The sequence below is a fragment of the Leucobacter sp. genome (assembly GCF_053528595.1).
This window is the reverse complement of sequence record NZ_JAIVPF010000064.1, coordinates 64,611-86,232: the sequence shown is the minus strand read 5'-3', so window position 1 is coordinate 86,232 and position 21,622 is coordinate 64,611. Positions and strand designations below refer to the sequence as shown.

Annotated in this window: 17 protein-coding genes; 2 read left to right on the top strand and 15 right to left on the bottom strand. The window is 71.6% G+C overall.

Annotation, left to right across the window (positions count from 1 at the left end):
* The first annotated feature begins 159 nt into the window (after window positions 1-159).
* Together mftR and ACWKZU_RS13325 are read left to right on the top strand one after the other, a co-directional pair.
* On the top strand, window positions 160-783 hold the full coding sequence (gene mftR / locus ACWKZU_RS13330) for a mycofactocin system transcriptional regulator (RefSeq protein WP_449282813.1): 624 nt from the start codon (window positions 160-162) through the stop codon (window positions 781-783).
* Between the two features lie 71 nt (window positions 784-854).
* Complete coding sequence (locus tag ACWKZU_RS13325; protein ID WP_449282812.1) at window positions 855-2,375, top strand: GMC family oxidoreductase N-terminal domain-containing protein; 1,521 nt, start codon at window positions 855-857, stop codon at window positions 2,373-2,375.
* Window positions 2,376-2,418: 43 nt separating this feature from the next.
* Here ACWKZU_RS13325 and ACWKZU_RS13320 read toward each other — a convergent pair whose 3' ends face one another.
* The 15 genes from ACWKZU_RS13320 to ACWKZU_RS13250 all read right to left on the bottom strand — a co-directional run bounded on the left by ACWKZU_RS13320 (window position 2,419) and on the right by ACWKZU_RS13250 (window position 21,617).
* Complete coding sequence (locus ACWKZU_RS13320; RefSeq protein ID WP_449282811.1) at window positions 2,419-3,300, bottom strand: glycerophosphodiester phosphodiesterase; 882 nt, start codon at window positions 3,298-3,300, stop codon at window positions 2,419-2,421.
* A 338-nt stretch (window positions 3,301-3,638) separates the two neighbouring features.
* On the bottom strand, window positions 3,639-5,891 hold the full coding sequence (locus tag ACWKZU_RS13315) for an ATP-dependent Clp protease ATP-binding subunit (RefSeq protein ID WP_449282810.1): 2,253 nt from the start codon (window positions 5,889-5,891) through the stop codon (window positions 3,639-3,641).
* 140 nt (window positions 5,892-6,031) lie between these two features.
* Window positions 6,032-6,691, bottom strand: coding sequence for a TMEM175 family protein (locus ACWKZU_RS13310; protein WP_449282809.1), 660 nt, complete (start codon window positions 6,689-6,691; stop codon window positions 6,032-6,034).
* 124 nt (window positions 6,692-6,815) lie between these two features.
* Window positions 6,816-7,610, bottom strand: a complete 795-nt coding sequence (locus ACWKZU_RS13305; protein WP_449282808.1) for a maleylpyruvate isomerase family mycothiol-dependent enzyme — start codon at window positions 7,608-7,610, stop codon at window positions 6,816-6,818.
* Window positions 7,607-8,434 carry a fumarylacetoacetate hydrolase family protein gene (locus tag ACWKZU_RS13300; protein ID WP_449282807.1) on the bottom strand — a complete coding sequence of 276 codons (828 nt, stop codon included), beginning with the start codon at window positions 8,432-8,434 and terminating at the stop codon, window positions 7,607-7,609. The genes ACWKZU_RS13305 and ACWKZU_RS13300 overlap by 4 nt, the downstream gene beginning before the upstream one ends.
* Complete coding sequence (locus tag ACWKZU_RS13295) at window positions 8,431-9,498, bottom strand: cupin domain-containing protein (protein ID WP_449282831.1); 1,068 nt, start codon at window positions 9,496-9,498, stop codon at window positions 8,431-8,433. Before ACWKZU_RS13295 ends, ACWKZU_RS13300 begins: the two co-directional genes overlap by 4 nt.
* Before the next feature lie 97 nt (window positions 9,499-9,595).
* The gene (locus ACWKZU_RS13290) at window positions 9,596-10,438 is read right to left on the bottom strand and encodes an alpha/beta fold hydrolase (protein ID WP_449282806.1); all 843 of its coding nucleotides are present in this window, start codon (window positions 10,436-10,438) and stop codon (window positions 9,596-9,598) included.
* Between the two features lie 97 nt (window positions 10,439-10,535).
* The gene (locus tag ACWKZU_RS13285) at window positions 10,536-11,378 is read right to left on the bottom strand and encodes an MBL fold metallo-hydrolase (RefSeq protein ID WP_449282805.1); all 843 of its coding nucleotides are present in this window, start codon (window positions 11,376-11,378) and stop codon (window positions 10,536-10,538) included.
* A complete protein-coding gene (locus tag ACWKZU_RS13280; RefSeq protein ID WP_449282804.1) occupies window positions 11,375-12,520 on the bottom strand; it encodes an aryl-sulfate sulfotransferase in 1,146 nt (381 codons plus the stop codon). Before ACWKZU_RS13280 ends, ACWKZU_RS13285 begins: the two co-directional genes overlap by 4 nt.
* Window positions 12,517-12,996 carry a MarR family winged helix-turn-helix transcriptional regulator gene (locus ACWKZU_RS13275; protein WP_449282803.1) on the bottom strand — a complete coding sequence of 160 codons (480 nt, stop codon included), beginning with the start codon at window positions 12,994-12,996 and terminating at the stop codon, window positions 12,517-12,519. The genes ACWKZU_RS13280 and ACWKZU_RS13275 overlap by 4 nt, the downstream gene beginning before the upstream one ends.
* Before the next feature lie 11 nt (window positions 12,997-13,007).
* Window positions 13,008-13,871 (bottom strand): ABC transporter ATP-binding protein, encoded by an 864-nt coding sequence (locus tag ACWKZU_RS13270; RefSeq protein ID WP_449282802.1) that lies wholly within the window; start codon window positions 13,869-13,871, stop codon window positions 13,008-13,010.
* A 35-nt stretch (window positions 13,872-13,906) separates the two neighbouring features.
* A complete protein-coding gene (locus tag ACWKZU_RS13265; RefSeq protein ID WP_449282801.1) occupies window positions 13,907-14,677 on the bottom strand; it encodes an ABC transporter permease in 771 nt (256 codons plus the stop codon).
* Entirely contained in the window at window positions 14,674-15,456 is a 783-nt protein-coding gene (locus tag ACWKZU_RS13260; RefSeq protein WP_449282800.1) for an ABC transporter permease, read from the bottom strand. Before ACWKZU_RS13260 ends, ACWKZU_RS13265 begins: the two co-directional genes overlap by 4 nt.
* An 18-nt stretch (window positions 15,457-15,474) precedes the next feature.
* Window positions 15,475-16,482, bottom strand: coding sequence for an ABC transporter substrate-binding protein (locus ACWKZU_RS13255; protein ID WP_449282799.1), 1,008 nt, complete (start codon window positions 16,480-16,482; stop codon window positions 15,475-15,477).
* A 365-nt stretch (window positions 16,483-16,847) separates the two neighbouring features.
* The gene (locus ACWKZU_RS13250; RefSeq protein WP_449282798.1) at window positions 16,848-21,617 is read right to left on the bottom strand and encodes an NAD-glutamate dehydrogenase; all 4,770 of its coding nucleotides are present in this window, start codon (window positions 21,615-21,617) and stop codon (window positions 16,848-16,850) included.
* Window positions 21,618-21,622 lie beyond the last annotated feature (5 nt).

Sequence of the window (21,622 nt, the reverse complement as noted above, 5' to 3'; positions counted from 1 at the left end):
GGGGATCTCATGGGATCCCGCGGGGATCCCAGGCGCATCCGACGGTGATCTCACGGGATCCCGCGGGGATCCCAGGCGGATCCGGCCGCGCCCCGGCCGCCGATCGCCCGCTCGTGCAACCGGGCGGTATGCTGCACGGCAGAGGAAACGGAGCAGCACATGGACCCCGAACCGGCCGCAGCACCCGAGGCGGCAGCGCCCCGCGTCGGCCGCGCCCCGGCGACGACGCACGGCGAGCTCAGCCACATCGCGCTGAACCTGTTCATCGAGCGCGGTTTCGACGCCACCACGATCGACGACATCGTGCGCGAGGCCGGCATCGGCAGGCGCACGCTCTTCCGCTACTTCTCATCGAAGAACGAACTGCCGTGGGGAGACTTCTCCGCGCTGCTGACCGCGATGCGGGCGAGGCTCGCCGCCACCGATCCCGACCTCCCGCTCATGGACGCCCTGCGCACCGCGATCCTCGATTTCAACACCTTCCCCGAGGCCGAGCACCAGTACCATCGCGGCCGCATGTGGCTGCTGCTCAACGTCCCCTCGCTCACCGCCTACTCGACGCTCAAGTACGCCGCGTGGCGGGAGGTCATCGCGGAGTTCGTGGGGCGCCGTCGGAACGAATCCCCGGACGGACTGGCCCCGCAGACCATCGCCTGGGCGTGCCTCGGGATGTGCATCGCCTCCTACGAGCGGTGGCTCGAGGACGATGACGCCGACCTGCTCGCACTGCTCTCCGAGGCCTTCATCACCGCCGAGGCCGTGTTCGGACTGCACGAGGGATGAACGCCCCCGGCCCCGCAGCGCGGCCCCGTGCACGGACCGGCGCGCGGACCGGCGCACCGCCGATTCGCACCGTGATCGTGGGCGCGGGCGGCTCCGGCGCGCCGCTCGCGGCCCGCCTCGCGGAGGATCCGCGCCGCGAGGTGACATTGCTGGAGGCCGGATCGGCCGAGCGGCCGGCCCCGCCCGACCTGCGCGACGGGGGGAGGCTCGCGGGCGCGATGCCCGACCACCCGGCGAACTGGGCCTACCCGGGGGAGCTGCGACCCGGCCTCGCCGTCTCGATCGCACGAGGCCGCGCGCTCGGCGGCTCGACCGCGACCAACGGCGGCTACTTCGTGCGCGCGACACCGGCGGATTTCGCGCGGTGGGCCGCGGCGGGCGGGCCCGAATGGAGCTACGAACAGGCGCTGCCGATCCTGAACGCGCTCGAGCGGGATCTGGACTTCCCGGAAGCTCCGCATCACGGCGCGGCCGGGCCGATGCGCGTCGCACGGCCCCCGCAGGATTCCGTCGCCGCGGGCGCGTTCTCGGCCGCGGCGCGCGCGCTCGGCTTCCCGGACGAGCCCGACAAGAACGACGGCGGACCGCCGGGCGTCGGACCGGTGCCCTCGAACATCGTCGACGGCGTCCGGGTGAGCACGGGGGACCCCTATCTCGGCGATGCGCTCGACCCGGCGGCCCGGGAGCGCCTCGTCGTCGTGGGCGGCGCCCGGGCGCTGCGGGTGGCGATCGACGCGGGAGCCGCGGGGCCGAGGGCCGTCGGCGTGGAGACGAGCGCGGGGTTCTTCGCCGCCGACGAGGTGGTCCTCGCAGCCGGGGCGATCGCCTCGCCTCAGCTGCTCATGCTGAGCGGGGTCGGGCCGCGCGGGCGTCTCTCCGAGCTCGGGATCGAGGCGGTGGCCGACCTCCCCGTGGGAGAGGCCTTCAGCGACCACCCGAACCTCGCCCTCGAGTGGCGCACGCGCGGAGGGATCGTCGACTGGGAGGCGGGCTACGGCTTCCCCACGGCGCTGAACCTCGACGCCGCCGCGGTCGACCAGGCGCTCCCCTCGCACCCCGAGGGGGATCTCGAGATCCTGCTCACCGCCAAACCGCTCGGCGCCCTGCTGACCGGGGTGAGACCTGCCGCGGAGACGCTCCACCTGCTCGTGGCCCTGCAGCATCACTCGGGGCGCGGCCGCCTCAGCCTCGTCGATGCCGACCCGCTCGTGCCGCCGCGCCTCGAGTACCGCTACCTCGAGTCCGCGGAGGACCGGCGGCGCTTCCGCGCCGGCGTGCGCACCGCGGCTCGGCTGCTGGCCGCGCCGGCGTTCTCGGCGGCGTGCGCGGGTCCCGTCGACCTCGACGAGACGGTGCTCGACGACGACGCGGCGCTCGACGGCTGGATCCTCGCGCACCTCGGCACGGCCCTGCACACGTGCGCGACCGCGCCGATGGGTTCCGTCGTCGACGGCGCGGGTCGCGTGCGCGGCGTCGACGGGCTCCGCGTCGCCGATGCCTCGATCCTCCCCGTCGCCCCGCACCGGGGACCCGCGAACACCGCGGTCTTCATCGGGGAGTCCATCGCCCGGGCGATGCGGGCCGGGCGGTGACGGGCGGCTCCGCAGCCGATCGGGCTCCGCACCCGATCCCGCGCTACACCGGATCCCGCCACACCGCGAGGCTCACGGGGTCGTCGGTGACGACGAGATCGACGCCGCGCTCGCTCGCCTGCGCCCAGCGCTTCTCGGTGTTCAGCGTGTAGACGAGGGATCCGATGCCGACCGCGCGCAGGCGCTCCAGCAGCTCCGGGCGGCCCTCGTAGAGCTTGGTGCGCGCGCCGACGGCCGAGACCTGCAGGTCGACCGCCTGCTGCACGGTGCTCTCGTCCCACTCCCGGGTCAGCAGCACGCGCGCGAACTCGGGCGCCACCTGCTGCAGGCCCTCCAGCGTCGGCGTCTCGAACGACTGCAGCGCGACCCGGTTGACCATGTACCGCGACCGCAGCAGCTCGGTGACGGACTCCAGCTGCTCAGTCGTCCACTCGCCCTTCAGCTCGACGAGGGCTCGGGTCGTCGAGGGCTCGAGCACGTCGAGGAACTCCTCCAGGGTGGGCACGGCCTCGCCCGCGAAGTCGGCGGAGAACCAGCCGCCGGCGTCGAGCGCGCGGATGTCGGCGAAGCTGCGGCTCGCCACGGCCCCGGTGCCGCTCGTGGTGCGGTCGAGCGTGGGGTCGTGCATGAGGATCGGCACGCCGTCGGCCGTGAGCTGCACGTCGGTCTCGACGAACTCGACTCCCTGGTCGATGGCGACGCTCATGGCCGCGAGCGTGTTCTCGGGGGCGATCGCGGCGGCTCCGCGGTGGGAGACGATGCCGACCGCGCCCTCCCGGTGCAGTGCGCCGTGCATCTGCATGCTGCTCGCCGCCGCGGCGTGGGGCGTCGCCCCCCAGAGCACGAGGAGCAGGGTCACGAGCGTCCACGCGAGCAGCCCGGTACGCAGAGCGCTGCGCCTCCAGCCGGTCGCCTGATCCCTCATGCTCGAGCCTCCTCGCGCCGCACCTCGTCGCGCGGTGACTCACAGCATAGCGAAGTCCGTTACCGTTTTGTGATCTTTTTGGCTCGTCGGACTCGAGGGTGCGGGAAGAGCTCGCCCCCGCTCCGAGCAGCGATCTCGCGTGCAATGACGCGCGTCAGTAGTTGTCGCCTCAGGGCCTTTTTGGTGACATCTACTGACGCGCGAGGGGCGGGTGGGCACGGGGGCGTGGCGGGGACCGGCGGGGCGGACACCGGGGACCAGCGGGCGGGTACGGGGCGGGGCGCGCTCGCGGGACCGGCGAACCGTCGCCGGCACCCGGGACGGCGCGCCCCGCCGGGTCAGTCGTCGAGCAGCTCGGCCTCGATCACGTCGTCGGAGCCGTCGCCGTTCGCCCCGCCGCCGAAGCCGGCCGAGGCGGCGGGCACCGATCCCGCGCTCTCGAGCACGAGACCGTCGCCGTCGGCCGCCACGTCCACGCGCACCGCGTCGCCATCGCGCACCTCACCCGAGAGGATCGCCCGCGCCAGCCGGTCGTCGATCTCGTGCTGCATGAGGCGGCGCAGCGGGCGGGCGCCGTAGATCGGATCGTAGCCGCGGGAGGCGAGCCAGGCCCGCGCCTCGGGCGTGACCCCGAGGGTGAGCCGCCGGTCCGCGAGCCGCAGCTGCAGGCGGTCGATCGAGAGCTCCACGATCTGCGCCAGATCGGCCTCCGACAGCGGGCGGAAGATCACCATCTCGTCGAGCCGGTTGATGAACTCGGGCTTGAAGGCCCGGCGCACCGTCTCGCGCACCGCGTCCTCCTTCTCGCCCCACGCCATGTCGGGGTCGATGAGGTACTGGCTGCCCAGGTTCGAGGTGAGGATCAGGATCACGTTGCGGAAGTCGACCGTGCGGCCCTGCCCGTCGGTGAGCCGCCCGTCGTCGAGCACCTGCAGCAGCACGTCGAACACCTCGGGGTGCGCCTTCTCGACCTCGTCGAGCAGCACCACCGAATAGGGGCGCCGCCGCACGGCCTCGGTGAGCTGGCCGCCCTGCTCGTAGCCGACGTATCCCGGAGGGGCGCCGACGAGCCGGGACACCGAGTGCTTCTCCCCGTACTCCGACATGTCGATGCGCACCATCGCACGCTCGTCGTCGAAGAGGAACTCGGCGAGCGCCTTCGCGAGCTCGGTCTTGCCGACGCCCGTGGGCCCGAGGAACAGGAAGGACCCGGTGGGGCGGTTGGGATCCGCGATCCCGGCCCGCGTGCGGCGCACCGCATCGGAGACCGCGCGCACCGCGTCGCTCTGGCCGATGAGCCGTCTGCCCAGCTCGCTCTCGAGCGACAGCAGCTTCTCGGTCTCGCCCTGCAGCAGCCGGCCGACGGGGATGCCGGTCCACGCCGCGACCACCCCCGCGATGTCCTCGTCGGTCACCTGCTCGTTGACCATGCGCGGCTCGCCGCCCACCTCATCCGAGAGCTCGGCCTGCTCGGCGTCGGCCAGCTGCTTCTGGATCACCGGGATCTCGCCGTAGAGCAGCTTCGAGGCCTTCTCGAGATTGCCCTCGCGCTGCGCGACCTGCGCCTGCATGTTCAGCTGATCGAGCTTCTCGCGCAGCTCGCCCACGCGGTTGAGGGAGGCGCGCTCCCTCTCCCAGCGGGCCTCGAGCACGTCGAGCTCGGCCTGCTTCGCGGCGAGGTCCTCCTGCAGCTTCGCCCGGCGCTCCTTCGAGGCGGCGTCCTTCTCCTTCTTCAGGGCGAGGTCCTCGAGCTTCATGCGATCCACCGCGCGGCGCAGCTCGTCGATCTCGACGGGCGCGGAGTCGATCTCCATGCGCAGGCGCGAGGCCGCCTCGTCGATCAGGTCGATCGCCTTGTCGGGCAGCTGGCGGGCGGTGATGTAGCGGTTCGACAGGCTCGCCGCGGCGACGAGCGCCGAGTCGGCGATCGTCACCTTGTGGTGCGCCTCGTAGCGCTCCTTGAGTCCGCGCAGGATCGCCACGGTGTCCTCGACCGAGGGCTCGCCCACGTACACCTGCTGGAAGCGCCGCTCGAGCGCCGCGTCCTTCTCGATGTACTCGCGGTACTCGTCGAGCGTGGTCGCGCCGATGAGCCGCAGCTCGCCGCGCGCCAGCATCGGCTTGAGCATCTGCGAAGCCGCGACCGACGACTCGCCGCCGCCGGCTCCCATGAGGGTGTGCAGCTCGTCGATGAAGGTGATGATCTTCCCGTCGGAGTCCTTGATCTCCTGGAGCACCGCCTTCATGCGCTCCTCGAACTCGCCGCGGTACTTCGCGCCCGCGATGAGCGCGGAGATGTCGAGCGATATGAGCTCCTTGTCCTTCAGCGACTCGGCGACGTCGCCCGCGACGATGCGCTGGGCCAGCCCCTCGACGACGGCGGTCTTGCCGACGCCGGGCTCGCCGATCAGCACCGGGTTGTTCTTCGTGCGCCGGGTGAGCACCTGGCTCACGCGGCGGATCTCGCTGTCCCGCCCGATCACCGGGTCGAGCTTGCCCGACCGGGCGACCTCCGTGAGATTGACGCCGAACTGCTCCAGCGCCGACTGCTGCTCCCCCTCGCCCTGGGCGGGCGTCCAATTTGCCTGCATGTTCCTCCTCCGACTGCTTCCGGCGGTGCACGGATGCGACCTCCGCCGATCCTGCGGACCGGGTGATGCTCGCGCTCCCCGGCCCGATTCTCAAACTTGAGTGATGATGACTCAAGTTTATCGCGAAGCGCGGCACCGCGCTAGGGTCGCATCGTTTTCGTCCCGTCTGCCCCGAGGATCCGCCTGATCACCTTCTGCGCCGGACCGGAGAGCGCCATCGCGAGCAACGAGTAGTAGCCGACGACCGGGATCAGCAGCGTCACGACGAGCGCGAGCGCGAAGAGCAGCACCTGCGAGATGTCGTCCGCGAGCCCGGAGACGAGCTCGCGGCGGTCCAGGGTGTGCAGCGCGGGATGGGCCCGCAGATAGAGGCGGATCACGAGCGACATGACCGAGACGAGCACCAGGCTGCCGATGTAGAGGCTCTTCGCGGCGGCGTCCTCGTCCTCCATGCGGCCCGCGACCGCGGTGGCGACCGGCAGCCACACGATCGTGAGCAGCCACGCGGCGAGCAGCCAGATGAGCCCCGTCGTGACCCGTTCGACGCGCGAGAAGAGGCGGTGGTGCATGATCCAGAACATGGCGATGAGCACGAAGCTCAGCAGGAAGCTCAGCAGCTGCCCGCCGTGCTCCAGCAGCCACGTGGACGCGTCGTCGCCGGCCCCGGCGACCTCGCTCACGCTCTCCATGAGCGGGAGGATCAGCAGCGTCAGGGCGATCGCGACGACGGCGTCGGCGAAGGCCTTGACGCGCTCTGCGGCGTAGCCGATCACGGCCCGTGGCTCCGGCTCCGCTGCCATGGACCTCAGTGTAATCGCCGCGGAGCCGGTTTTCGACGGCCGCTTCCTCCCTCGCGGGGTCGCCGCTCGGAGCGAGCGGCGACCCCCGGACCGGGGGCGGCGCGGGACCGGGGCCGGCTCCGGATCAGAACCAGCGCGGGATCGCGGGCAGCTCTCCGGTCGAGGAGCGCAGGCCGCGAGTCCGGCCGCGCGCCAGCCAGCCGACGATCGCGGCAGCGGTCCCCGAGATCTCCGGGCCGCCCGTACCGCACGAGCGCACGCGGCGATCCCCCTCGCGATCGGTGCTCGTCACGGTGACCGGCACCGCCTCCCCGCGGCGGTGCCACGCCGCGAAGACGTCGTCGATGAGGCGGTCGAGCAGCGTCGCCGGCAGTTCGGCGAACGATCCGCCGTTCCCGAGATCGATCGCGTGCACCCACACCTCCCTGGCCCGCATCCAGGCCGTCTCCCGCACCGGCACCTCCCGGCCCTGCGCGGTGACGACCCGGTGGTCCCACTGCTCGTCGGCGAGGTCCCGCCACTCGACGTTCAGGTGGACGGCGGAGTGCTCGACCAGGTGGCGCAGGGCCCGGCAGGGCAGCGTCGAGCCGAGCACGATCTCCCGCTCACGCTGCTCCGACGAGGCGTACATCGGCGTCTCGACGCCGGTGCGCGCCCACTCCACGAGCCGGGCGAGGCCGCGGGCGTTGTACCCCACGTGCGCGATGAGGTGCCGGCGCGACCATCCCTCGAGCGCGCTCGGCGCGTCGAAGTCGGCGTCGGGCAGCTCCTGGAGCCTGCGCAGGAAGGAGGCGGTGCCCTGACGGGCGAGCAGCAGTTCCTCGTGCGGGGCGTGCTCGGCGTCGTAGCGCGCACCCGCGCCGAGGCGCGCACGCAGCTCGAGCTGCTCCGGGGTCGGATGCGGCTCGGCGGTGCTCATGCCCGCGCCTCGAAGACCGCGCGGTTGCGCAGCGTGCCGATGCCGTCGATCGAGACGGAGACCGCGTCGCCGTCGGCGAGGTACTCCTGCGGATCCCGGGCGTGGCCCACGCCTCCCGGGGTGCCGGTGAGGATCACGTCGCCCGGGCGGAGGGTGGTGATCGTCGAGATGTACGCGACGAGCTGCGCGGGATCGTGCACGAGGTCGTGCACGTCGCCCCGCTGCTTCTCGCGACCGTTCACCGCGGTGACGAGGTGCGCCTCCGCGGGGATCTCGTCCGGCGTCGCCAGGACCGGCCCGAGCGGGGTCGAGGCCTCCCACATCTTGCCCTGCAGCCACTCGCGGGTGCGGAACTGCCAGTCGCGCATCGAGACGTCGTTCGCGATCGTGTACCCGGCGATCGCCGCGGCCGCGGTCTCCGCGTCCGCGCGGCGCACGGTGCCGCCGATCACCACCGCGAGTTCGCCCTCCCAGTCGATGCTGCCGCTCTCGGGCGGGAGCGGGATGTCGTCGCCCGCGCCGAGCAGGCTGTCCGAGAACTTCGCGAACAGCACGGGGAAATCGGGCAGCGGTCGCCCCATCTCGAGGATGTGGGCCCGGTAGTTCAGCCCCACGCACACGATCTTGCCGGGGTTCACGACGACGGGGGCGAAGTCCAGCCCGTCGACGGGCAGGGTGGGGCCGGCCGCCTCCGCGGCCCGGCCGAGCGCGTCGGAGGCGAGAATCGCACCGACGTCGGCGAACTCCTCGAGCACGGTGGCGACCGCTCCGTCGACGCGGACGGCGCGGGTGGTCCCGTCGATGCGGATCGTGGCGAGCCTCATCGGTCCTCCCCCTCGATCTGGAGCCGGTAGAGGCCGAGACCCTCGAAGATGGGCGTGTCGCTGAAGTGGAAGACATCGAGCGCGGTCTCGGCGTGGATCGAGTACCGGCACCAGCTGGGCGCGACGAAGATGTCACCGTGCCCGACACGATGCTCGACGCCGTCGAGCCGGATCACGCCCTCGCCCTCGAAGATCTGGAACACGTTCGACCCCACCTCGCGGCGCGGTGCGGATCCGGCGCCGGGCCGGAAGCGGTGGAACTGCGCCCGGATGGTCGGCATGACGTCGCCGCCGGTGGTCGGGTTGACGAAGCGGATCGCCGCGTGCCCGGGTTCGACCGTCGCCGGGTGGCCCTCGTCCTCGAGCAGCAGCTGGTCGGCGAGCGCCGCGTCGGTGTGCTCCCAGCGATAGGCGCCGATGGGGCTCGACACCGTGCTCTGCAGCCCCGAGAGCGGGCGGAGACCGGGGTGGCACCACAGCCGCTCGCCGCGGGAGTAGTCCGGAGTCGCGTAGTCCGTCACCCGCTCGGCGCCGAACTCGAAGAAGCCCGTGTCCATCTGCTGGGCGAACGGGATGTCGAGTCCGTCGATCCAGGTCATGGACTCGTCGGTCTCGTTGTGGTGCCCGTGGAAGTTCCAGCCCGGCGTGAGGAGGAAGTCGCCGCGGCTCATCCGCACCGGGTCGCCGTTGACGACGGTCCACACCCCGGAGCCGGAGGTGACGAAGCGGAACGCGTTCTGCGAGTGCCGGTGCTCGGGCGCCGTCTCGCGCGGACCGAGCTGCTGGATCGCCGCCCAGAGCGTCGTCGAGATGTAGGCCCGGCCGCCGAGGCCGGGGTTGGCGAGGCCGATCGCGCGCCGCTCGCCGCCGCGGCCCACCGGGATCAGGTCTCCCGCTCGCTCGGCCAGCGGGCGCAGCCGGTCCCAGCGCCAGAGCCAGGGCACGGCCTTCGGCGCGGGGGTCACGGGCATGAGGTCGTCGAGCTGCGTCCAGAGCGGGATGAGGTGCTGCTCCTCGAAGCCGCGGTAGAGCTCCCGCAGCTCCGGGGTGTCCTCGGGCTGCATGGCGTTCTCCACCTCGGCGTGGCTGGTGATGTGGCTCTCGTCCACGATCGTCTCCTTTCGGTCGTGCGATGGCGCCGCGGCGCCGGCGGCGTGCGTCCTATGCGAACCGCGCGAGCGCGGCCCGGAGCTCGAGGCCGAACTGCTCGGGGATCGACTCGTAGGGCACGTGGGCGCCGGTGAACTCGAGCAGCTCGGTGCCGTACTGCCCGGCGAGCGCGGCGAGGCTGCCGCGATAGGTGCTGAGGAGGCCCGTGTGCTCCTCGGTGCCCCCGGTCGTGCCGATCCCGAAGAGCAGGGGCGTGCTGCGGGCCCCGATGAGCGCCTGCGGCGCGTCGTAGCGGTCGAGCACGCCGAGCTCGTGCCGCACCCACTGCTCTCCGTTGCCCCGCACGCGCTCCCGCAGGCCCTCGGGGGCGGGCGTGCCGCTGTCTTCTCCGACGAGCCAGCCGTGGAAGTCCTCCACCGCCTCCTCGTAGCCGCCCCGCGCCACGGCGGCCTCCATGCGATCCTTCAGCCCCTGCAGGAACTCGTCGCGGTTCGGCAGCGTGCCGATCTTCGGCGGCTCGTGGGCCACCACGCCCCGCAGCACCTCCGGGTGGCGCAGGCAGAGGTTCATCGCGATCGTCGCGCCGCTGCTGTTGCCGAACACGAGGGCCGGGCCCAGGCCGACCGCGGCGATGAGCGCCGCGGCGTCGTCGCCGTGCTCGTCGATGCTCGTCGCGCCCAGCCCCCCGCGCGCCGCGCTGCGGGAGTTCCCGCGGCGGTCGTAGGTGATCACCGCGAAGTCGCTCGCGAGCGCCTCCGCGGCCCGCTCGTACATGCCGGCGTCGCCGCTCGCGCCGGGGATGAGGAGCAGCGGCGCTCCCCCGCCCCGCAGCTCGTAGTACAGCTCTGCTCCCGGCACCGGCACCAGCCCGGTGCGCATCTCGTTCTTCGTCATCGCACTCTCCTCCGTTCTTCCCGCACGACCGATCCGGATCGGTCCCGTCGCGCATGTCCCTGCCCCGCCGCCCCTCTCGGCGACCCGGCTCCACCCCTCATCGCAGTTCGATCTCCTGGAGATCCCGCGCCACGACGATCCGCCCGTCGAAGCTCGAGGCCGCGGCCTCGCGCCACATCTCGTCGCTCACCACGTCCGATCCGGGCACGAGGTGGGAGAGCACCAGCGTGCCCACCCCCGCCTCGCGGGCGGCCCGCCCGGCGTCGGCCGCCGTCGTGTGGCAGTGCGTCAGGTGCTGGATCAGCGTCTCCGCCTTGGATCCCTCCACCTGCGCCGCGAGCGCCTCGGGGAAGATCGCCTCGTGCACGAGCACGTCGGCCCCCCGCGCCAGCTCGATCAGACCGGGGCTGAACCGGGTGTCCCCGGAGAAGACCACCGAGCCCTCATCGCTGTCGAAGCGGTATCCGAGCGCGACGTCGAACGGGGGGTGATCGACGAGCCCGGTCGACACCCGCAGGCCGTTCGCCTCGCGGATCACCTGCGCGTCCGGCACATCGGCGTTCCGCAGCATCTCCGGGAACGACCTCCGCCCGGTCGTGGCGGTCCGGGCCTCGATCTCGGGCCGCGCCATGCTCAGGAAGTCCTCGACCATCGCGGTCGTCCCCGGCGGTCCGTAGACGTCGATCTCGTTCTCGCAGCCGTCGGTCCAGGCGATGAGCGGCAGCGCGCCGAGATCCAGCATGTGATCGGCGTGATGGTGGGTGAGGTACACGCCGGTGAGATCCCTTCGCGGGATCCCGGCCAGCGCCATCTGCCGCGCGACGCCGTTGCCGCAGTCGACCACGTGCACCTCGCCTCGGTGCACGATCGCCTGCGCGGGCGCCGACCGCTTCGCGACCGGCCGCGGGCCGCCCGCGGTGCCGAGCATGACCAGCCTCATTCGCCGCCGCCTTCGCCGAGACCCGCGCCGCCGCTGCCGCCGCTGCCGCCGCGGAGCCCCGCGAAGCGGGCGCGGGGATACTTCCGCGCCCGGAACATCCGGTTGGAGCGGGGCCCGCCCGTCTCCCCCGCGGGCGGCACCCGATGCGGGTTGACGTACTCCCAGACCAGCTCGCCCGCGGCGGTGACCTCGAGCACCCGGCCGGTGAGGCCCTCGCAGGCGAGGGTGTTGCCGTTCCCGAGGCGCTGGGCCGACGACTGGAGCGCGCTGAACATCTCCCAGCGCACCGGATCGGTGTACTCCCACACCTCCTCGCCGGTCTCGAGGTCGAACTCGACGAGCCGCGAGTAGGGCGGCCACCCGTCCTGCCGGTTGAAGCCGTTGTCGAAGACCAGCAGCGTGCCGGCTCCGGTGAGCCACGGCGAGTGCTGCCCCGCCAGCGAGTCGCTGCCGTAGCGCCGCGTGATCTCGCCCGTGCTGCGCGAGATCCTGAGCACCGTCGAGATCTGCCTGGCGCTCACGAGGAGGTCGCCGTCGGGAAGCTCGGCGATGCCGTTGGCGTGCGTCCACTCCGTCCGGTCCATCGCCCCGGGTCCGATGACATCGACGCCGGGGTCGAGGTGCTCGTGGCCGATCCACTCCCACACGACCTCGCCGTCCGTCGTCAGCTCGACGAGGGTGTCCGCCCACATGGGGGCGGAGCCGTCCCCGATCCCGCCCTGGACGCGCGCGGCGATCGCCTCGGGCACCTGCGCGATCCCGAGCAGCATCACATTGCCGTTGGCGAGCAGGATGCCGTCGTGATGATGCCCCGGGTGGCGCACCTCCCAGAGGAGCTCCCCCTCCCAGGAGAACTCGGCGATCGCGCCCGCCTGGAAGGGGAGCCCGTCGAGGAACGGATGCGGATCCCGCACCTTGCCGTTCGCGATGAGCGTTCCGCGGGCCGTGAGGTCCTGCCCGAGCCCGGGCGGCCAGGGCAGCCGCCACTCGTGCACCTCCGCACCCTCCTCGTCGACGAGGTGGACGGTCTGCCCGCCCCAGCTCCCCGCGATCAGCGTCAGCCCCTCCGCGACGCGCTCGGGATCGCGGTAGGTCAGCCCCTCGAGGCGCCTCCGGTCCCGCTGCCCGTCCCCGGAGGTCATGCCTGCTCCTCCACGAGCCGCTCCAGCCGCGTGATGAGCTGATCCATCCCGCCCAGGAAGACGACCCGCTCCTCCGGCGAGAACGTCTGGAACGCCTCCGCGCGCAGCCGGTGCACGAGCGGAGTCAGCTCGTGGAGCACCTGGCGCCCCTCCTGGGTGAGCATGAGCACGTTCCTGCGCTGATCGTTCGTGTCCTTCAGCACGCGCACGTGCCCGCGACGCGTCAGCCGGTTGACGACATCGGTCATGTTCGACTTGTCCATCGACAGGTGGGCGCCGATGTCCTTCTGGCTCTCGCCGGGGAAGCGGTCGAGGAAGCTCAGCACGCCGAACTGGGTGGAGGTCACCTCGGCCGACACGATCCGCACCCACGACGCGGTGTAGAGCTGGGTCATCCGGCGCAGCCGGAGCATGAAGGCCCAGGTCGGGTCCGTCAGGGAGAAGTCCTCCTGCGGTCGTGCATCGGTCTTGTTCACTCGCGGTTCCATCAGCGGGCGCTCCGTTCTGTCGGCTGATCCCCGAGCGCCACCTGCAGCAGCTCCGTCGGGGTGGTTCGGTTCGATCGCTCGCGGATCTCGCGCAGGATCTCCGCGCGGACCTCGGCGAATCGGGGAAGCATCTTCGTCTCGATCTGGTCGCGCCGGCGGCCGAGCCCCGTCTCCTCGACGCGCACGACGCTCGCGGGCGCTCCCCCGATCACGACCACGCGGTCGCTCAGGTAGACCGCCTCGTCGACGTCGTGCGTGACGAGCAGCACGGACGTCCGGTACTCCTCGCGCAGCTGCAGCGTGAGGTCCTCGAGCTCGGCCCGGGTCTGCGCGTCGACGCTCGCGAACGGCTCGTCCATCACGAGCACGGAGGGCTGGTAGGCGAGGGCGCGCGCGATCGCCACGCGCTGCTGCATCCCGCCCGAGAGCTCGTGCGGCAGCTTGCGCTCGTGGCCGGCGAGGCCCACCGCGGCGATCGCGTGGGCGATCCGCTCGGCCTGATCGGCGCGCGAGATGCCCTTGCCCTCGAGCGGAAGCCCGATGTTGCGCTCGACCGTGAGCCACGGCAGCAGCGACCGAGAGTAGTCCTGGAAGACGATCGCGAGTCCCTCGGGCGGGGAGGAGACGCGCTGACCGCGGAACCGGACCTCGCCCCCCGTGGGGCTCAGCAGGCCGGTGAGGCAGCGGAGCAGCGTCGTCTTGCCCGTTCCCGAGTGGCCGACCACACACACGAACTCCTGCTCCGCGAGGGCGAAGTTCACGTCGGCGAGGATCGTCCGCCGCTGCTCCCCGCTGCCGTAGGCCTTCGTCAGGCCCACCGCCTCGAGGATCGCGTCGGGGGCGGTGCTCTCGATCGATGACATGTCGATATCCTCGCTCAGGTCGGATGGTCCCGGGATCATGATGCGCTCCTCGTCGATGCGTGCCAGTGCAGCATGCGCCGCTGGATCAGTGTGAAAGTCAGGTTGAGCAGGTAGCCGATGGTCGCGATGACCAGTGTTCCGACCCAGACCCCTGCGATGTCGAACTGCCGCTGCGAGGCGATGACGAAGTGGCCGAGGCCCTCGGACGAGCCGAACATCTCGCTGATGATGACGACGATGAACGAGACCGCGAGTCCGATCTTCACGCCGGCGAGGATCTGCGGGCTGGTCGCCGGCAGGATCACCTTGAAGAAGTGCCGCATCGGCGGGACCCTGAACGCCCGCGCCATCTCCCGCTGCCGCGGATCGATCGCCTGCGCTCCGTCCATCGTGCCGATGAGGATCGGCCAGACCGAGCTCAGGAAGACGACGAGCATCCGCGTCCCCGGCCCGAACCCGAAGATGAGGAGCAGGACCGGCACGATCGCGGCGTCGGGGATCGCGCGGATGAAGTCGATGAGCGGGCTGCAGAGCTCCCGCAGCACCCGCGAGGTGCCGAGGAGGAGCCCCGCCAGCACGCCGACGACGATGGCCGCGGCGAACCCGACGGCCACATTGGTGAGGCTCGGCACCAGGTCGCGGCGCCAGCCCTCCGGCCACCAGGCGGCGAAGCGCTGCCAGATCTCGGCGGGGGAGGAGATGAAGATGTTGCCCGAGAGCGTCGCGAACGCGGAGACCGCGACGATCAGCACGACCGGGAGCGCGAGATACGAGAACACCGGGGAGGCGAGGATTCTTCTCATCATGCGGCCCTTTCCATCTGCACCCGTGCGTAGTGCCAGCCGAGGAGGTGATGCTCCGCGAAGCGGAGCGCGGTGAGCACGGCGATGCCGAGCACGCCCGACCAGACCGCGAAGGCGAACACCCCGAGGCCGTCGCCGTTGGTGTTGGCGATCACGATGAGCTGCCCCACCCCCGGCGCGCCGGACAGCAGTCCGGCGCCGATCGAGACGAGGAGCGCGACCATCATGGCCAGGCGGAGCCCCGTCACGATGCTCGGCGTCGTCGCGGGCAGCACCACGCGGAAGAACCGCCGGGCGGGGCTCAGCCGGTATCCGCGCGCCATGTCCAGCGCGAGGCCCTCGACCGAGCGCGCTCCCTCGATGACCTGGATCAGCAGCGGCCAGATCGCCGCGAACAGCGCGAGGAACACCACCATCTCATTGGTGGCGCCGATGAAGAGGAGGAAGAGCGGCACCAGCGCGATGCCGGGCATGGCGCGGAGGAAGTCGATCGTCGAGCGCGTGTAGCGATCGGCGACCGGCACGCGTCCGATCAGGATCCCCAGCGGCACCGCGATCAGCGTGCAGATGACGATGCTCACGAGCGCCTGCATCAGCGTGATCCCCGTCGCGGTCCACGTCTCCGCCTGTCCCAGCTCGGAGACGAGCCGCGCGATCACGGTCGACGCCGGCGGCAGCGTCTCGGCCGCCACGACGCCGAGCCGCACCACGAGCTCCCACGCGACCAGCGCCCCCACTATGCCGGCCGCGCCGAGGGCGACCGCTCTTCCTCTCTTCATCATGATGCTGCGCTCCGCGGCCTAGCGCCCGTTCTCGAACGAGAAGTACTGCTCGGCCGGGATCGTCTTCTCGAGTCCGCCGTACTGCACGAGCGCGTCCTGCAGCTCCATCAGGGCGTCCGGATCGATCTCGGTGCTGTACGTCGTGAGCTCCATCTCGTCCACGACGCCGAGCTGATCGGGCACCTCCGAGAGCAGCGTGCGGGTGTACTCGCGCACCACGTCGGGGTTCTCGTTCGCGAACGCCGCGGCCTCGGTCATCGCGGCGCGGAAGCGCGCGAGCACGTCCTCGTTCTCCTCGATGAAGCCCTCCTGCGAGAAGTAGACGTCGAGCGGGCTGCCATTCGGGAGCGCCTCCGTGTACTGGAACACCTGGTGGATCCGCTCGTCCTTGAGCGCGATGAGGCCCGGCGCGCCGATGAAGATGGCGGTGTCCACGCGGTTCTCGAGGAGCGACGGCAGGCGCTGCGGGCCGGGCATCTCCACGAACTGCACCTCGTTCGGGTCCCCGCCGTCCCGCGCCACGGCGACGCGGATCCCGACCGAGGCGAGGTCGTTCAGGGACGCGACCGCGACGCTGCGGCCGGCGAGATCGGCCGGCTCGGCGATGCTCGGGTCGGAGGCCAGCACGTTGGCCTGCGTCTCGTCCTCGTCGATGGTCGCGGTCTGCGCGACCGCGCGGATCGGCGCTCCCTTCACCATCGCGCGGATCATCGGGGGCGACGCCGCGAAGCCGATGTCGGCCTGGCCGTTCATGACCGCGGCGAGGGTCCCGTCGAACGCCGGGGCCATGGTCGTCTCGACCTCGAGGCCGTGCTTCTCGAAGATCCCCTCGTCGACGCCGATGAGCAGGGGGATGGTGCCGCCCACGTCGATCGAGGCGACCGTGAGGTGATCCAGCGCGCCTCCCTCGGCATTCCCGGACCCGCCCGGCTCCTCGGCGCCCGAGGCCGCCCCCGAGCACGCGCTCATGAGCAGCGCTCCGGCCACGGCCAGCGCCGCGACCGTTGCCTTCCGTAGTTTCAACATGAACCTCTCCCTTGAGTCGTCGACCGCTTCAGGTTCGCAATCCCGATATTAGTTTGTATACGTCCTATTTGCGAACTCACATCAGAGTAATGCGTGGATTGCGGCCTGTAAAGGCGGAATCATGGCACAGAAGGTAACAGTTTGGATACGGAGCATTTGGTGCACGGGGCCCCGGGGCGGGCCCGTCGGGCGGCGACGGTCACGTCGCCGCCCGCTCGCGCACTCAGCACGCGGGATCGGCCCGCCCGACACATGAAACCGAGCCGAGTGCTCCAGGCCGCACGGATAGTCGCGTCGGTTCGGAGCAGTCGGCTCGGTTTCGAGAGATCGGACGGAGGGATCCCGGGCGGGCTCGGCGCAGGGGATCAGCGCACGAGCGACCGCAGCCGCCGCAGGGCGACCGACAGCGTCGCGAGGCCGGCGTGCGCGTTCGAGCAGACCGCGTCGAGCGCCTCCTCGAGCACCCGCCGGCCGGAGGCCGTGCCCTGCTCGAGCCACGCGTCGATCCGCTCCCCCGCGTCACCCGGATCGGTCTGCTCGAGCACGGAGGCGGTCAGCTCGATCATCACGGCGTAGAGGTCGTCCCGCATCGCCGCGCGGGCCATCGAGCCCCACCGGTCGTCCTGCGGCAGCGCCGTCACACCGCTCAGCAGCTCGTCGAAGCGCATTCGCGACGAGAGGTCGAAGTACACCGCGGTGACCTCGTCGAGACTCCAGTCGCGCAGGCGCGACTGCTCCACGATGTCGAGCAGCGGCAACGACGCCAGCAGCCCCGCTCCACGACGGGCGAGGTCGACGGGCACGCCCGCCTCCTCGAGCTCGACCACGCGTGCCTCGAAGCGCTGCAGCTCCTCGCCCCGCAGCAGCTCGCCCAGCACCCCGGTGAGCCTCGTCACCGGATCCTGGAACAGCTCGATCTCCGTGCCGATGTCGACCTTCTCCGCGCGGTGGTGCACGAACCAGCGCGTCGCCCGGTCGAGCAGCCGGCGGAAGCTGAGGTACAGATCGGTCTGCACGGCGGTGGGCACCGCGTTGTCGGTGGCCTCGACCTCGACGACGAAGCCCCGCAGGTCGAAGACCTCCCGCGCCACGACGTAGGCGCGGGCGATCTGCTGGCTCGAGGCGCCCGTCTCGTCCGCCGCACGGTAGGCGAAGGTGATGCCGCCCCGATTGACCATCGAGTTGACGACCGAGTTGACGACGATCTCCGAGCGCAGCGGGTGCGAGTCGAGATCGTCCGCGTACCCCTCGCGGATGGGGCCGGGGAAGTACTCGGAGAGGGTGCGCGCGAACCACGGGTCCTCGGCGAGGTCGCCGGCCGCGAGGTCGGCCTTCAGCGCCAGCTTGGCGTAGGCCACGAGCACCGCGAACTCGGGGCGGGTCAGCCCGCGCTGCTCCGCGATGCGGGTCTGGATCTCGCCGGTGCTCGGCAGGAACTCCAGCTCGCGGTCGAGCTCGTCCCGCTCCTCGAGCCACTCGATGAGGCGCTCGTGCGACGGCAGCATGTCGGCGGCGTTCTCGCGGGAGTTGCCGAGGAGCACGTTCTGCTCGTAGTTGTCGCGCAGCACCTGCACCGCGACCTCGTCGGTCATCGAGCGCAGCAGCTCGTCGCGGGCCGCGCGGTCGAGCCGGCCGTCGCGCTCCACGGCGCCGAGGAGGATCTTGATGTTCACCTCGCGGTCGGAGGTGCCCACGCCCGCGGAGTTGTCGATCGCGTCGGTGTTGATGCGCACCCCCGCGAGCGCCGCCTCGATGCGGCCGCGCTGGCTCACCCCGAGGTTGCCGCCCTCGCCGACCACCCGCACGCGCAGTTCGTCGCCGTTCACGCGGATGGCGTCGTTGCCCCGGTCGCCGATCTCGGCGTTGGTCTCGGTGCTCGCCTTGATGTAGGTGCCGATGCCGCCGTTCCAGAGCAGGTCGACGGGTGCCAGCAGCACCGCGCGCTTCAGCTCGGCCGGGGTCAGCGATGCCACGCCCGCGTCGAGGCCGAGCGCGGCGGCCATCTCGGGGCTCACGGGGATCGACTTCGCCGAGAGCGGGAACACACCGCCGCCCGCCGAGATGAGCGATCGGTCGTAGTCGTCCCACGAGGATCCCGGCAGCTCGAAGAGCCTGCGGCGCTCGGCGAACGAGGCCGCGGCGTCGGGGGCCGGGTCGACGAAGACGTGCCGGTGGTCGAACGCGGCGACGAGGCGGATGTGCTCCGAGAGCAGCATGCCGTTGCCGAAGACGTCGCCCGACATGTCGCCGATGCCCACCGCGGTGAAGTCCTGGGTCTGGGTGTCGTGCCCCAGCTCGCGGAAGTGCCGCTTCACCGACTCCCAGGCGCCGCGCGCCGTGATCCCCATGCCCTTGTGGTCGTAACCGGCCGAGCCGCCCGACGCGAAGGCGTCGCCCAGCCAGAAGCCGTACTCCTCGGAGATGGCGTTCGCGATGTCGGAGAAGGAGGCGGTGCCCTTGTCGGCGGCGACCACGAGGTACGGATCATCGCCGTCGTGGCGCACCACCCGATCCGGCACCAGGATCTCGCCGCCGTCCCGGTTGTCGGTCACGTCGAGCAGACCGCGGATGAAGGTGCGGTAGGCGGCCTTGCCCGCCTCCAGCCAGACGGCGCGGTCCGTGGGCGGCGGCAGCCGCTTCGCCACGAAGCCGCCCTTGGAGCCCGTCGGCACGATGACCGCGTTCTTCACCATCTGCGCCTTGACGAGCCCGAGCACCTCGGTGCGGAAGTCCTCGCGCCGGTCGCTCCAGCGCAGGCCGCCGCGGGCGACCTTGCCGAAGCGCAGGTGCACGCCCTCGACCTCGGGCGAGTACACCCAGATCTCGGCCATCGGGTGGGGCTTCGGCAGACCGGGCACGCGCGCGCAGTCGAGCTTCATCGACACCCACGGCTTCGCGCCGCCGTCCGCGGCCGGCTGGTAGAAGTTGGTGCGCCAGGTCGCTTCGATGACCCCGATGATGGAGCGCAGGATGCGGTCGTGGTCGAGGCTGGACACCCCGTCGAGGGCGAGGCGCAGCGAGGCGCCGAGCTCGGCGGTCCGGGCCTCGCGGTCGCCGCCCGCGGCGTCGACCGCGGGATCGAAGCGGGCCTCGAACAGCCGCACGAGGTCGGCGGCGATGCCCGGGTTCTCGATGAGCGCCTGCTCGATGTACTCCACCGAGAAGGCCGATCCGATCTGCCGCAGATACATGCTGATGGCGCGCAGGATCACGATCCGGCGCCAGTCGAGACCGCCGAGCAGCACGAGCGCGTTGAGGCGGTCGCTCTCGGCCGCACCGGTCCAGACCGCGTGGAAGGCCTCCTCCAGCGCGGCGCCCCACTCCGGGTCGTCCCAGAGCTCGGGGCCGGACGCCACGAGGCCGAAGTCGGAGATGTGCCGCGTGCCGTCGCCCGCGATGGCGATGACGTAGGGGCGCTCGTCGACCACGTCGACCCCGAGATCGGTCAGCACCGGCAGCACCTGCGTCAGCGGGTACTCGCGGCGCGACGCCACCGTGAGGTACCGCTTGCCGCCCTCGTGCTTCTCGGGCTCGTAGAGGTGCACGGCGAACTCGTCGCCGCGCTCGAGGCGCTCCAGCAGCACGATATCGCCCACCGCGTCCTCGGGCACCACGTTCTCCTTGTAGGCCTCCGGGAAGGCGTCGGCGTACCGGCTCAGCAGCGCGGCCGCCTCCTCCTCCTCGAACGCCTGGTGCAGCGCGTTGACGAGCCCCTCGTCCCAGCCGCGGATCGCCGCCTCCAGCCGGGGCTGCAGCTCCGACTCGGCCACCTCGGGCAGCGTCTCGCCCTTCGGCACGCGCACGACGAAGTGCAGCTGCGCCAGCGGGGAGTCGCCGACGCGAGTGGTGTGGTCCACCTGGTCGGCGCCGAAGGCCTCGCGCAGCAGCGCCTCGATGCGCAGCCGCACCGTGGTGTTGTAGCGGTCGCGCGGCAGGAACACGAGCGCCGATACGAAGCGGCCGAACTCGTCCTGGCGCAGGAAGATGCGGGATCGACGGCGCTCGCGCAGGCGACTGACCTCGCCGGCGACGGCCAGCAGGTGCTCGGGGGTGTCCTGGAACAGCTCGTCGCGCGGATACTGCTCGAGCACCTGGAGCAGGTCCTTGCCCGAGTGCGAATTGGGGGTGAAGCCCGAGGCGTCGAGCACCGCGCGCACCTTGGTCGCCGCGATCGGCAGCGTCAGGACGGACGACGCGTAGGCGACCGAGGTGAACATGCCGAGGAAGCGCCGCTCGCCGGTGACGTTGCCCGCCTCGTCGAAGATGCGCACGCCGATGTAGTCGAGGTAGACGTCGCGATGCACGGTGGCCCGCGAGTTGGCCTTGGTGATCGTGAGCAGACGCGGATCCCGCGCCGTGCGCTGCGCCTCCGGGGTCAGCTTGGCGACCGCCGCCGCCGACTTGCGGAGGATGCCGAGGCCCGTGTGCGGCAGCGCGCGCAGCACCTCCTCGCCGTCCTCGCCGGTCTCGAGCGCGTGCTCGCGGTAGCCGAGGAAGGTGAAGTTGTCCTCCGCGAGCCAGCTCAGGAACTCGACCGCGGGAGCGATCTCCGACCGGTCCACGGTGGCCGGCGCCGCCGTGCGCAGATCAGTCACGATGTCGAGGCAGGCGCGGCGCATGGCCTGCCAGTCGTTCACGGCCGCGTGCACGTCGCCGAGCACGGCCCGCAGCCGCTCCTCGAGCTCGACGCGGCCCTCCTCGGTGGGCACGCGGTCGATCTCGAGGTGGATCCACGACTCGAGATCGCCGCCGTGGGCGTCGACCTCGACCAGGGCGCCCTCCTCGTCGCGGCGCACCGACACCACGGGGTGCATGAGCAGGTGGACCGAGAGCCCCTGGCGGGCGATGGCCGCGGCCACCGAGTCGACCAGGAACGGCGAATCGTCCGTGCAGATGTTGACGATGGTGCGGCGCGACGTCCAACCGTGCTCGCGCAGGGTGGGCGTGAAGACCGACACGAGCGTCTCGCGCGGGCGGCGCTGCTCGGCGAGCAGGCGCATCGACTGCGCCGAGCCCACGACGTCGCGCGGCTCGCGCTCCCGCAGATCCTCCTCGTCCACCTGCCCGATCAGGCGTTCGATGCCCGGCCTGACGGCGGGGTCGAGCGCCTCGATCGCCTCGCGAAGCTCATTCATTCCGG